The 12544-nt window shown below is 72.2% G+C and carries 12 protein-coding genes; 3 read left to right on the forward strand and 9 right to left on the reverse strand.

The genetic code is table 11. The features are described from left to right. Positions 1–140: 140 nt before the first annotated feature. Positions 141–737 (forward strand): 1-acyl-sn-glycerol-3-phosphate acyltransferase, encoded by a 597-nt coding sequence (locus tag AAEM63_RS18290; protein WP_341359631.1) that lies wholly within the window; start codon positions 141–143, stop codon positions 735–737. Positions 738–891: 154 nt separating this feature from the next. On the opposite strand, the gene AAEM63_RS18295 is transcribed toward AAEM63_RS18290, so the two are convergent. From AAEM63_RS18295 to AAEM63_RS18315, 5 genes are all read right to left on the reverse strand, one after another. Then, positions 892–1650 (reverse strand): DUF429 domain-containing protein, encoded by a 759-nt coding sequence (locus AAEM63_RS18295; protein ID WP_341359632.1) that lies wholly within the window; start codon positions 1648–1650, stop codon positions 892–894. A gap of 56 nt (positions 1651–1706) precedes the next feature. Next, the gene (locus tag AAEM63_RS18300; RefSeq protein WP_341359633.1) at positions 1707–1940 is read right to left on the reverse strand and encodes a hypothetical protein; all 234 of its coding nucleotides are present in this window, start codon (positions 1938–1940) and stop codon (positions 1707–1709) included. Between the two features lie 162 nt (positions 1941–2102). After that, positions 2103–2306: a cold-shock protein gene (locus AAEM63_RS18305; protein ID WP_123915649.1), complete on the reverse strand. Its 204-nt coding sequence runs from the start codon at positions 2304–2306 to the stop codon at positions 2103–2105. 284 nt (positions 2307–2590) lie between these two features. Then, positions 2591–3589 (reverse strand): cation diffusion facilitator family transporter, encoded by a 999-nt coding sequence (locus AAEM63_RS18310; RefSeq protein ID WP_341359634.1) that lies wholly within the window; start codon positions 3587–3589, stop codon positions 2591–2593. Next, the gene (locus AAEM63_RS18315) at positions 3586–4002 is read right to left on the reverse strand and encodes a transporter substrate-binding domain-containing protein (protein ID WP_341359635.1); all 417 of its coding nucleotides are present in this window, start codon (positions 4000–4002) and stop codon (positions 3586–3588) included. The genes AAEM63_RS18310 and AAEM63_RS18315 overlap by 4 nt, the downstream gene beginning before the upstream one ends. A gap of 221 nt (positions 4003–4223) precedes the next feature. Here AAEM63_RS18315 and AAEM63_RS18320 point away from each other — a divergent pair, with 221 nt between their 5' ends. Then, positions 4224–4643, forward strand: a complete 420-nt coding sequence (locus tag AAEM63_RS18320; RefSeq protein WP_341359636.1) for an OsmC family protein — start codon at positions 4224–4226, stop codon at positions 4641–4643. Positions 4644–4852: 209 nt separating this feature from the next. Continuing rightward, positions 4853–5770, forward strand: a complete 918-nt coding sequence (locus AAEM63_RS18325; protein WP_341359637.1) for a cation diffusion facilitator family transporter — start codon at positions 4853–4855, stop codon at positions 5768–5770. 217 nt (positions 5771–5987) lie between these two features. On the opposite strand, the gene AAEM63_RS18330 is transcribed toward AAEM63_RS18325, so the two are convergent. The 4 genes from AAEM63_RS18330 to AAEM63_RS18345 all read right to left on the reverse strand — a co-directional run bounded on the left by AAEM63_RS18330 (position 5988) and on the right by AAEM63_RS18345 (position 12324). Beyond that, positions 5988–6308, reverse strand: a complete 321-nt coding sequence (locus AAEM63_RS18330; RefSeq protein ID WP_341359638.1) for a hypothetical protein — start codon at positions 6306–6308, stop codon at positions 5988–5990. 52 nt (positions 6309–6360) lie between these two features. After that, positions 6361–7413, reverse strand: coding sequence for an amino acid-binding protein (locus tag AAEM63_RS18335; RefSeq protein WP_341359639.1), 1053 nt, complete (start codon positions 7411–7413; stop codon positions 6361–6363). A 107-nt stretch (positions 7414–7520) separates the two neighbouring features. Next, complete coding sequence (locus AAEM63_RS18340; RefSeq protein WP_341359640.1) at positions 7521–10337, reverse strand: vitamin B12-dependent ribonucleotide reductase; 2817 nt, start codon at positions 10335–10337, stop codon at positions 7521–7523. 145 nt (positions 10338–10482) lie between these two features. Next, complete coding sequence (locus tag AAEM63_RS18345; RefSeq protein WP_341359641.1) at positions 10483–12324, reverse strand: DUF222 domain-containing protein; 1842 nt, start codon at positions 12322–12324, stop codon at positions 10483–10485. Between the last annotated feature and the right edge of the window lie 220 nt (positions 12325–12544).

Raw genomic sequence — 12544 nt, forward strand, 5'->3', positions numbered from 1 at the left:
CCGCACGAGACAGGCCATGCCCAGGGCCCCACCCGCCCACCGACCGGCGCCTGCGCCTCCTGCCGTCGCGCGTGCGGCACACCTCCGCGGACCGGCGCGGCCGGGGGCGGCACCGTCGCCACCTCGATAGGGTCGGGCACGTGAGGACCCTCCGCCACGCCTTCGCCCGTCTCGTGTGGACCGTGACCGGATATCGGCACGTCTCCCAGCCGCTGGCGCCCGACGGCGCCGGCCTGCTCATCGGGGCACCCCACACGTCCAACTGGGACTTCATCCTCATGCTCGGCATCACGTGGGAGCTCGATCTCGAGACACGCTGGCTCGGCAAGCACCAGCTGTTCCTCCGTCCGTTCGGCCCGCTCATGCGCGCCCTGGGCGGCATCCCCGTGGACCGGCGCAGCCCGCACGGCCTGGTCTCCGACATCGTCGGCCGCATCCGGTCGGGCGAGCGGTTCTACCTCGTGGTGACGCCGGAGGGGACCCGCGGACGCTCGGAGTACTGGAAGTCCGGCTTCTACCGCATCGCCATGGAGGCGGGTCTGCCCGTCACGCTGGGGTACGTCGACTCCGAGCGGAGGACGACCGGCCTGGGACCCACGCTGCGGCTGACGGGTGACGTGGCCGCCGACATGGACAAGGTCCGCGAGTTCTACGCCGGCAAGCTCGGGTACCGGCCCGACCTCACCACCGAACCGCGACTGCGCGACGAGACGGGCACGCCGAGCGCCTCCGCCTGAGCCGCTCCGGCATCAGCGCCGCCGCCCGAGCCACCTTTGCCTCAGCGCCTCCGCCTGAGCCGCTCCGGCATCAGCGCCGCCGCCCGAGCCACCTTTGCCTCAGCGCCTCCGCCTGAGCCACCTCGCCCTGGGCCGCTCCGGCCCGCTGCGCCTCTCACGCCCAGATGGCGGCGGCGATCCCGTCGAGGACCTCGGGCGGGTCGGGGAAGGAGACGGCCGCGCCCCGGTGGTACCGGCGGGCCGACCAGGCGGCGACGGCGGCGTCCAGGACGTCGTCGACGGGGACGACCGCGGCGGGCCCCAGGTCGGCCGGCAGGTGCACGCCCGCCCCCGTGAGCAGGTCCAGGCGCGCCCTGGCGCCGGCCCAGCTCTTCTTCGGCCACGGCAGCGGCGACCCGGCGAGGACGGCGAAGCTCACCTCGGGGTGGACCTCCACGACGGCGACCGCCGTCGTGCGCACCCACTCCTCCACCTCGAGCAGCGCGGGCCCGAGGGCGTGCGCCTGGCGGCTCAGCCCCACCCCGGTGAGGTCACGGCTGGCCAGGACCGCAGCCGCGTAGTCCGCGGCCTCGAGGGCGGCCCGCACGGGCGTCGGGAAGACGGAGCTGCGTCGCGGGCCCACGACCCGGCGAGCGAGCACGTCGGCCTGCCGCGGTCCGTGTTCCGGCACCCCGATGGGGATGTCGACAGCGACGACGTCGATCTGCCCCTCGCGCTGCGCGGCCAGCACCACGTCGGTGATGGTCGGTCCGACGACCCCGGTGACTGCCGTGGTGGGGTCGCCAAAACCGGTCGCCCCGACCGTGCCGGCCCCCGCGGTGCCGGGCGTACCCACCGTGCCGGCAAGGTCGCGGCCAGCGCCCCGTCCGTCCTCCAGGACCACACCGACCCACGCGCCCTTCCAGCGGTCCACCCCGAGCACCCTCGCCCTGCCGCCGCCACGCTCCGGCTCGCCCGGCCGACCGCCGCTCACGGGCTCACCGCCCCGAGGACGGCCAGCGCTCCGCCGGCTGGCGCCGTCCACACCCCGACGATCCCCGACACCACCGCGACCCACCGGCCGGTCGACGACCGCGGCGGCGCCGTCGTCGTGAGGGGACGGACCCACGTGACGGCCTCGCCCTGGCGGCGGCGCGACAGAGCGGGCCCGCCGTCCCGCCTCCCGTGCACGAGGACCACGTTGACGTCCGGCCCGGCCTTCACGCCCCCAGGATGTCCCACACCGCTGACACGGGCGATCCAGCCGGCGAGCGCTCGGGCGTCGTCGTGAGGAGCCCCGGCGCACCACCCGAGCGAACGGTCCCAACGAGAGAACCCCGGCACCGTTCGGTGCCGGGGTTCCGGTTGCTGGACGCTCAGCGAGCGTCAGAGCGGACGGACGTTCTCCGCCTGCGGGCCCTTGTTGCCCTGCGTGACGTCGAACTCGACCTTCTGGTTCTCCTCGAGGGAGCGGTACCCCGAGGTCGAGATCGCCGAGTAGTGGACGAAGACGTCCGCGGTGTTGTCGTCGGGGGCGATGAAGCCGTACCCCTTCTCAGCGTTGAACCACTTGACGGTTCCGGTGGCCATGGCTACTCCTTGTAGAGCTTGTCAAACGGCCCCGCCTTTCGAGACCGCTTGTCACGGTGTTCTCTGTCTGGCTCCACGAAGGAAAAGCAACCCGGCCGGGACCGGGGACGCGCAAGACTTCGATCCACTGCAACTGGACAGGAGCGTAGGGGAAACCTCCCGCCGGTGTCACGGGGATCAACAGGGAGCTCACGCACCGGTCGGCGCCGGTTCACGGGCCCTCCGGAGCCCCCGGCCGGACGTGCGACCTCGGCACCAGGTCCCCACCTGGCGCGGGACCCCACTCAGGACGCGTCGTGGCCGGCCCTCTCCTCACGCAGACCGGGCAGGAACTCTTCGGGGAGCTCCTCGACGGGGACGATCACGGCGTCCTGCACCTTCCAGTCGAGGTTGCACAGCAGCTCTCGCGCCCGCGACAGCTCGGTCAGGTCCGGCGCGCCGTCCACCGGGACGACGAACGCCTCGACGTGGAAGACGTGACCCTCGTCCCGCACCCGCGAGCGCGCCTTGTCCACCCACGGCAGCGTGCCGAGCGCCGCGTCGATCCGCCGCACGAGCGGGTGCGGGCCCTCGCCGTCGTAGGTCTCAGCCCGGGCGTCCATGATGGCGCTGACGGCGACGCGCATGTTGCTCACGCCGTCGCGAAGGATGCTCCCGGAGATGAACAGGGCGGCGACCGCGTCCGCCCACCACAGACCCAGGCCGATACCGACGACCCCGGCGATGCCGCCGACGGCGGTCATCCAGTCGGCCTTGTTCATGTCGGCGTCGGCATAGAGGACCCGGTCGTGGAGCTTCTCGGCGAGCGGCATCTTCGCCCGGCCGAGGAGCACCGGTGGCACGGCCGTGTAGGCCATGACGCCGATCATGAGCCAGCCGGACCACACCGGCTGGCCGGCGACCTCCATGAGCCCGACCGGCGGGTGCTCGGCCTTGATCAGTCCCGAGGCCGAGTCCCACACCATGAACGCGCCCATCGCGACCAGCGCGGTCGCCGCCACGAGGTGACCGACGGCGACGGCCCGGTGGTAGCCGTACGGGTGGCGGGCACTGGGCCGACGGCGCGTGACGCGGACGGCGACGAGGAACGAGATCGGCGGGATGAAGGAGAGCATGTCCTCCATCCACGCCGCCTTCATCGCCTGCGAGCTGCCCATGACGAGGTACACCCCGGTCACGGCGGTGACGAGGAAGGCGATCGTCAGCCACGCCAGCCGGACCGCGCGGCGCAGCGCCCGCTCCTGCTCGTCGGGGAGCTCGGTGTGGCCGAACCGCGCGGTCATGGCTGGACCTCCGTGGTGAGCAGGAAGCGCTCGAGCTCGACGAGGAACGCGTTCTCCCCCATCGGAGCGGCCATCACCCGCAGCTCCTTCTGCCCGTCGGCAGCCACGGTCTCGAGGTAGCGGTAGGTCAGGGCGACGTGGGAGGACCACGGCGACCTGGCGGTGAGCCCACCGACGACCAGGTCGAGCTCGCGATCCTCGAGCTGGCCCATGAGGTCCTCCTCGCCGCCGGCCGTCCACTCGACGTCGGCGTCGATCGTCTCGGCGAAGTCCCGCACGAGGTCCGGTTCGATGCCCTCGGGCTCCGCACCGGTACCGTCCGGCAGGTCGGTCCAGGGCGGATTGGGTGACACGCCGACCCGAAGGGTCCCGCCCGTCACCCGGTCGAGGGTGCCCTCGGGGTCGGTGGGCATGGTCGCGGAGCAACCGCTCAGCACCGCCACGCTCAGCAGTGATGCGACAAGCGTCCTGGTCACAGTCCCAGTGAACCGCTCCGGACGCATTCCGCACGTCGGAGCCGGCGGAACAGGTACGGTGCCGCCAACCGCGTGCGCGGACCGGCACCCGTCACCCACCACAGTCCCGCCGGTGCAGACCCCTGTGCCACGGCTGCGCACCCGAGCGGAGGTGCGCCGTGGGCTACGAGGTCGAGGTCCGGAACGTCGACGGGCAGGTCACGGCACTGGGGTGGGCGGGTCCGTACACGCTCGTCGTGGACCGCCCACGGGAGCAGGGCGGCGGGGGCCGCGGCCTCAGCGGCGGGCAGCTCCTCCACCTCGCGGTCGCCGGATGCGTATCCAACGACCTCTTCCGCGAGGCGGCCGCCCGCGGGATCACCCTCAGGCGGGTGGTGGTCACCGCGGACGGCGGCTTCGCCGGGGACCCGGCCGTCTCGACCGGCATCGTCTACGACGTGGAGGTCGAGGGGGACGCCGACGACGAGACCCTTTCCGCACTGGTCAGGCACGTCGACGCGATCGCCGAGATCCCCGGCTCCCTCCGCGCCGGCACCGCCGTGGCACTCGGTGGGGCCCGGGTCCGCGGCACGGGCTGAGGTGCCACGCCCACGGGACGACTCGTCCAGCGGACGGCCGGCGTCACCGTGCTCGGCCGGGGGACCATTCGCCCGGCAGGTGGGACCGTTCGCCGGGTCGCCGCGACCGTGCGCCGGGTCGGTGGGACCGTTCGCCGGGTCGCCGCGACCGTTCGCCCGGCCGGTGGGACCACACTGCTCCGACCGGCCGTCGAGGGGAGGATGTACCCATGGCATCCCAGAGCCACGAGCACGCGCACGCCGGGGCGAGCCGGCGGCGGCTGGCCATCGCGTTCGCCACGACGACGGCGGTGCTGGTGGCGGAGGTCGTCGGCGCGATCGTCACCGGGAGCCTCGCGCTCCTCGTGGACGCCGCCCACATGCTCACCGACTCGGTCGGGCTCCTCATGGCACTCACCGCAGCCACGCTCACCCTCCGCCCGCCCACCACGCGGCGGACGTGGGGACTCCACCGCGCCGAGGTCCTCGCGGCGGCGGCCCAGGCGGCCCTCCTCCTCGCCGTCGGGGTGTACGCGGTCATCGAGGCGGTCCGCCGGTTCATGGAGCCGCCCGAGATCCCCTCCACGAGCCTGCTCGTCTTCGGTGTCGTCGGGCTCGCGGCCAACCTCGTGGCCATGGCGGTGCTGGCCGGCGGGCGCCGCGGCAACCTCAACGTCCGGGCCGCGTTCCTCGAGGTGGTCAACGACGCTCTCGGCTCGGTGGCCGTCATCGTCGCCGCGCTCGTCATCGCCACCACCGGCTGGACCCGCGCCGACGCCGTCGCAGCCGTCCTCATCAGCGCCCTCATCGTGCCGCGGACCGTCATGCTGCTCCGCGAGGCCACCGACGTGCTGCTGGAGTCGACCCCCAGCGGTCTCGACCTCGACCAGGTGCGGGAGCACATCCTCGGCGTGCCTCACGTCAAGGACGTCCACGACCTCCACGCGTCGCAGATCTCCTCCGGTCTGCCGGTCCTGTCGGCGCACGTCGTCGTCGAGGACGAGTGCTTCGTCGACGGCGACCTGCCGGCCCTGCTCGGCAGGCTCCAGGCGTGCGTCGCCGAGCACTTCCCGGTGAGCGTCGCGCACTCGACCTTCCAGCTCGAACCTGTCGCGCACCGCGCGAACGAGGCGCACGTCCACGACTAGTCACCGCGGCGGGCCGGGCTCTCCCCGAGGCCGGTGCGGACGCGCGGGCTCAGCGTCTGCGGGACGTCCGGGCGCAGCCCTGTCGATCTCGGGGACAAGGGCGGACGGATGCGCGAGGCTCAGCACCGGCGGGCGCGTGGCGTCCTGTGCCTGCTGACGCGGGACTCAGCTCAGCGGCCGCGGGCGCGCCGGGGGCCGGTGCCTGCTGACGCGATCCTCAGCGCCGGCGCGACCGTGCGGGTACCGCGGCGCCGCCGCCGCGACCGAGCGTCCAGAAGATGGTCGACACGCCGGCCATGAAGCCGACGTCGTACCAGCCGCCGTTGTTCACGACCTCGTAGATGCCGACGTCCTCGTTGAAGAGCGAGACGATGATCGTCACCGGGCTGATGAGGCCGTGCCACAGCCCCTGCCAGAAGCCGGCCTCAGCGCTCGGCTCGGCGACGTCGTTGAGGCCGGCCGCGCACGCTCCCAGAAGCAGTGCGGCGGCAACGACGACGAGGACCACCCGGAGCAGCCTGGCGTGGTTCCGCTCCATGCCAACACCTCCGCCTCAAGGGAATGCCACCGACGCGGGCCGCGACAGTGCCCTAGGTCCCCGCGGGCCTGTCCGCCCGCTGCGACTCGACGACCTCGGCCACCGCTCGACCCGACGGCCCGCCGCACCGGCCCACCGGACCGGGACCATGCATGGCCGCCGAGCCGGAGCCCGAACCCGTACCCGAACCCGTACCCGAACCGGAGCCCGAACCTGAACCGGAGCCGGAGCTGTCCTTGGCGGCACCGGGCAGAGCGGCCCGCGCGCCGGGAATCTCCGGGGGCGCGACTGCCGTTCCGTGCTCGACGAGCTCAGCCAGCTCCGCGAGCCGGTGGGCGCGGGCCGACTCGGCCGGCGTGAACGGCTCCCCGGGCCGGGTGAAGACGAGCGCGCCGTACCAGCGGGAGTGGACCTTGAGGCGGGTCGCGTCTCCGGAGAGGTGAGAGGTGGGCTCACCAGGGCTGCCCGCCGCCAGCTCGGCACCGAGGAGGTCGGCCACGGCGCCCGGCAGCTCGCTCGGGTCCCCCGCGACGCGAAGGGCCTGACCGAGCGCCTTGGTCTGACCGTCGACCAGCGCGAGGGCGGTGGTGGGCCACACCCGCGGGTCCCCGCCGCCACCGTCGGTGACCGCCTCGAGGATGTCGCGCGCCTGGACACCGTCCGGGGCGGCGACGACGAACTCGTCGACCGCCTCGCGGTCGGCGGGATGGACGTGCACGCCGAGGATGTTCGCGTCGAGGAGCGCGAGCTGGTGCGTGATGGCACCGAGGGCACCCGGGGTGTCGGCGACGACGGTGCGGATCCGCCACAACGAGCCCGCGTCGGTCAGGCGCGAGCGCTCACGGAGGGCGGGGCTGTGCAGCCAGCGCCGGAAGATGCGCATGACCGACGGCTCGGCCACCCAGATCACCAGGACCGTCGCGGTGAACGTCAGCACCGCCACCTTGAGCACGTAGGAGAGGTCGCTGCCCACGACGAGGGCGTGGACCGCGAGCTCGATCGGCAGCATCGCGGCCAGGTTCGCCACGGTGAGCCGGGCCTTGCGCGGCTCGGGCAGACGGCCGCAGACCTCGCAGGCAAGGTCGGAGACAGCGCTCGCGCTCATGCTTCAACGGTGCCCGACCTGTGTTTCACCGTGGTTGCGGCGGCGTGACGACTCGACGACGGAGCCCGGCACCCCGTCAGGGGTGCCGGGCTCACCGGGCGATCCGATCAGCTGCAGCCGGAGGTGGAGCCGCAGCTCTCGCACACGTAGCAGGTGCCCGAGGGGCGCATCTTCGTCCCGCACGAGAAGCAGAGCGGGGCGTCGGCCGCCTGCCCCTGCTGCAGCTCGAGCAGCTCGGCCGAGGAGTGCACCGTATCCGTCCGGCGGGACGGATACGGAGCGGCTGCCGCGGGCGCCGGCGACTCGGTCTCCGGAGCCTCGAGGTCGACGTCCTCAGGAGCCTCGTACGAGCCGGTCTCCAGATTCCTGGTCCGCTCCGCCGTCGTGTAGATCCCCATCGAGGAACGGGCCTCGAACGACAGGTGGTCCAGCGCCAGGCGCCGGAAGATGTAGTCCATGATCGACTGCGCCATCCGGATGTCGGGGTCGTCGGTCAGCCCCGCCGGCTCGAAGCGCAGGTTGGTGAACTTCCGGACGTAGGTCTCGAGGGGAACGCCGTGCTGGAGGCCGACGGAGACCGCGATGGAGAAGGCGTCCATGACGCCCGAGAGCGTCGAGCCCTGCTTGCCGAGCTTGAGGAACACCTCGCCGAGTCCGTCGTCGGGGTAGGACCCGGCGGTCATGTACCCCTCGGCCCCACCCACGGTGAACGACGTCGTGATCGACGGACGCTGCTTGGGCAGGCGCTTCCGGACGGCCTTCTGGGGCGCGTCGGGCACCGGTGCAGGTGCCGGCGCGACCTTCTTCTCCGTGCGCCCGTCGGAGAGCGGCTGGCCCACCTTGCAGTTGTCGCGGTACACGGCCAGCGCCTTGAGACCGAGCTTCCACCCGTCGAAGTAGACCTTCTCGATGTCGTCGACCGTGGCGGTCTCGGGGAGGTTCACGGTCTTGGAGATCGCGCCGGACAGGAACGGCTGGACCGCGGCCATCATCTTGACGTGCCCCATCGGGGCGATGGCACGCCGTCCCATCGCGGTGTCGAAGACCTCGTAGTGCTCGCGGCTGAGCCCGGGGGCGTCCACAACGTTCCCGTGCTCGGCGATGTGCTCGACGACCGCCTCGACGGCGTCCTCGGCGTACCCGAGCCGGCGCAGCGCCCGCGGGACCGTCTGGTTGACGATCTGCATCGAGCCGCCACCGACGAGCTTCTTGAACTTGACCAGCGAGAAGTCGGGCTCGATGCCGGTGGTGTCGCAGTCCATCATGAAGCCGATGGTGCCGGTGGGCGCCAGCAGCGACGACTGCGCGTTGCGCCAGCCGGACTTCTCACCGATCCTCAGGCCGGCCCGCCACTCCTCGGTGGCCGCGGCATGGATGGCGGCGTCCACCTCGTCGACGGTGCGCAGGTCGTCGTTCGCGACGGCGTGCTTGCGCATGACCCGCTGGTGGCCGACCGCGTTGCGGGCGTACCCCTCGTACGGGCCGAGGGCCGCGGCCAGCTCGGCGGACCGCCGGTAGGCCGCACCGGTCATGAGCGACGTGATGGCGGCGGCCAGGGAGCGGCCGCCGTCGGAGTCGTAGCCGTGCCCGGTGGCCATGAGCAGCGCACCGAGGTTGGCGTAACCGATGCCGAGCTGCCGGTAGGCCCGGGTGGTCTCCCCGATGGCCTCGGTGGGGAAGTCGGCGAAGGAGATGGAGATGTCCATCGCGGTGATGATCAGCTCGACCGCAGCGGTGAACCGTGCGACGTCGAAGGTGTCGTCGTCCCGGAGGAACTTGAGCAGGTTGACCGAGGAGAGGTTGCACGAGGAGTTGTCCAGGTGCATGTACTCCGAGCACGGGTTCGAGGCCGTGATCCGCCCCGACTCGGGGGACGTGTGCCAGGCGTTGATCGTGTCGTCGTACTGGAGGCCGGGGTCGGCGCACTCCCACGCCGCCTTGGCGATCTTGCGGAACAGGGTCTTGGCGTCGACCTCCTCGACGACCCTGCCGTCCTGCCGGGCCCTGAGGCCGAAGGACCTGCCCTCCTCGACGGCGTTCATGAACTCGTCGGTGACGCGCACGGAGTTGTTGGCGTTCTGGTACTGGACCGAGACGATGTCCCGACCGCCGAGGTCCATGTCGAACCCGGCCTCGCGGAGGGCGCGGATCTTGTCCTCCTCGCGCGCCTTGGTCTCGACGAACTCCTCGATGTCGGGGTGGTCGACATCGAGGACCACCATCTTCGCGGCGCGGCGCGTGGCGCCGCCGGACTTGATGGTGCCTGCGGAGGCGTCGGCGCCGCGCATGAAGGAGATCGGCCCGGACGCCGCACCGCCCGAGGACAGCAGCTCCTTGGAGGAGCGGATGCGGGAGAGGTTGAGGCCGGCGCCGGAGCCGCCCTTGAAGATCAGCCCCTCCTCCCGGTACCAGTTGAGGATCGACTCCATCGTGTCGTCGACGGAGAGGATGAAGCAGGCACTGACCTGCTGCGGCGACGACGTACCGACGTTGAACCACACGGGTGAGTTGAAGGCGAAGTACTGGTGGAGGAGGAGCCAGGTGAGCTCGTCGGCGAAGATGGTCGCGTCCTCCGCGGTGGCGAAGTATCCGTGCTCGGTCCCCGCCGCGGTGTACGTCCGCACGACCCGGTCGATGAGCTGACGAAGGCTCGACTCGCGGGCCTCGGTCCCGACCGCCCCACGGAAGTACTTGGTGGTGACGATCGTCGAGGCGTTCATCGACCAGGTGGACGGGAACTCCACGCCCCGTTGCTCGAAGATCGTCTCGCCGGACTTCCAGTTGGTCTGGACGACGTCGCGCCGCTCCCAGGTCACCTCGTCGTACGGGTGGACACCCGCCGTGGAGAAGACGCGCGGGACAGGAAGGCCCTGCCGCCGTCGCGCCGAGCCGGACTTCCTGCTCGCTTCCGGGGTCACGGACATGAGTTGCTCCTCTAGAGGGTTCCGCAGGGTGCAGACCGGGACCTTGGTCCCCATTGTCCACCCGATCTGACTGGTTGTCACCACAACATGTGGGGTACTTACACAAGTGTAAGCCCTAGATGTTGTGGTGCGAAGGATCTTCGGCTCAGAACGGCGGGTCGGGGTCATGCCGAGCGACGTGGTCGTCCCAGGACGCCGGGAGGGTCGGCTGGCCGGCGCGGGACGCGCGCCTTCCACCTGCTCGTGCGCCGTCGTCGCGGGTCCGGGGGTCGCCTCGGCGGGTTCCGTCCCTGCGACGGGGGTGACCCGGCGACGGCCGCGACGACGTCGGTGACGACGCCTTCCCGCCGGCGCGGGCGTCCTGCCCACCGGAGCGACGCAGAGCTGCGGTCACGGCGGTTCCGCGCCGGTCGGCGGGCTCACGTCCGGGCAGGGCCCCGGGCGGCCCCCCGGGCGGAGGATCCGGCGACCGCATGGGCGAACGGGGCTCCGGGTGGGCGGCCGCGTCGTCCTGGGGCCGCGGCGGCCACGACGCGAGGAGCGCTGCAGCGCCCGGGGGCGGTGTGGGTGTCGAGAACGCGCCGGCTTCGAATCCATCGAGGACCGGCTCACCCCGGCTCGACCTCGTGCGCCGGGAGACCGGCCGTCGGTGGGTCGAGCCGATCACGCGACCGTCGCGGTGGTGGAAGGCGAAACCGTCGGACAGCACCTCGATGCGGATGTGGGAGTCGTGGACGCGGTGGTGGTGGAACGTGCACATGGTGATGCCGTTGTCGACCGACGTCGGACCTCCACGGGAGTACCACCGGATGTGGTGGACCTCGCACCAGGCTGCCTTGATCGAGCATCCCGGCCACTGACAGGTCCGGTCCCGCGTGACCACGGCCCGGCGGACCTCCTTGGTGTAGGTTCGAACCGTCTGCCCCACGTCCATCGGGACCGACCCGGCACCCATGACGACCCGTGTCATCTCGCAGTCGCACAGCAGCCGCGCGAGCTCGCCGAGCGGCACCAGCGTGCCGTCCTCGAGCTCTGCGGGCGCGACGTCGGGCAGGGGTGACGGTGCCGGGAGCGCGACACCAGAGGTCGGCGTCGCCTCGTCCGCGCCCGGCGCGCCGGCGGGCCTCGCCCCGGCCATGGCAGTACCCACGGCGCCTGCGATCACCGCCGCGTCCGCGGCCTCGGCGCCGGCAAGGTGCTGCTGCACGGCGGACCACGTCCCTGCGTCGACCACGACGGCGATGTGCGGGCGCACCTGCGCACCGGTGAGGTCCGCGCCCACCTGGAGGACGCGCGATGCCATGGTGACGAGCGCATCGGCGCGGCGCTGGTCCCTGGTCCGCAGGTCGCTCTTGGCGGGGACACCGCACACCGCGTCGAGCGCCGTCTCCACGATGGCGCCCGACACCTCGTCGAGGACCCACTCCCCCACCCGCGCACCGCCCGAGCGCCTCGTGTGGACGGCGCGGCGCCGCCACACGGCGTCGAACGCCTCCTGAGCAGCACGGGCGTCGATCTCCGCCGCCACCTTCTTGGCCTCGCGCGCCAGCTCCGGGGCCGAGAGCCCCTTCGTCCGGGCCAGCAGCTCCCCTGCGGCACCGTTGACCAGTGCGTCCTTCACCGCCGGCGAGGCGCCGGAACGCAAGCGGCCGAGAGCGCGCGCGTGCTCGAGACCGGCACTGCCCTCGCTCACGGCCTCCGCCAGCTCAGGGATCTCCTCGAGAACCTCGGCGACCTCGAGCTCACCCCTGGCCCGACCACGCCCGGCTCCACTGGTCCGCGCCCGCCAGTCCGTGAAGTCACGGTCCTGACCGTTGGCCCAACGGCCGTCCTGCCGATGGGCAAGGAGGACCTTGCCGCTGTAGACGGTGAGGTCCTTCACCACCGCGTCGAGCGCGGCAATGACCTGCTCACGCTCGGTGTGATCCCACTCGACGGCGGTGCCCGCCGGGAGCTCGCGCATCGTGGAGGCGACGGCCTCGGCCATCGCGCCAATCTTCCGCAACGGCCCCGCGGCAGACCCGGGCGTGGCGTCAAGCCCCTCGACCCCGACCGCCATCTCGACCTCCCTCGCGGTGCCGGCGAACCCTTGTTCGACTGCTCGGAACGCTATGCCCGGGTACCGACATCCGACGAGAAGGAGGCGAAGACGCAGGTCAGACCTGTGGAAAGGCGGCGGTACCCCTTGAGCGCGGATCCACCGAGAC

This window comes from Georgenia sp. M64 (genome assembly GCF_038049925.1).
Lineage (GTDB): Bacteria > Actinomycetota > Actinomycetes > Actinomycetales > Actinomycetaceae > Georgenia.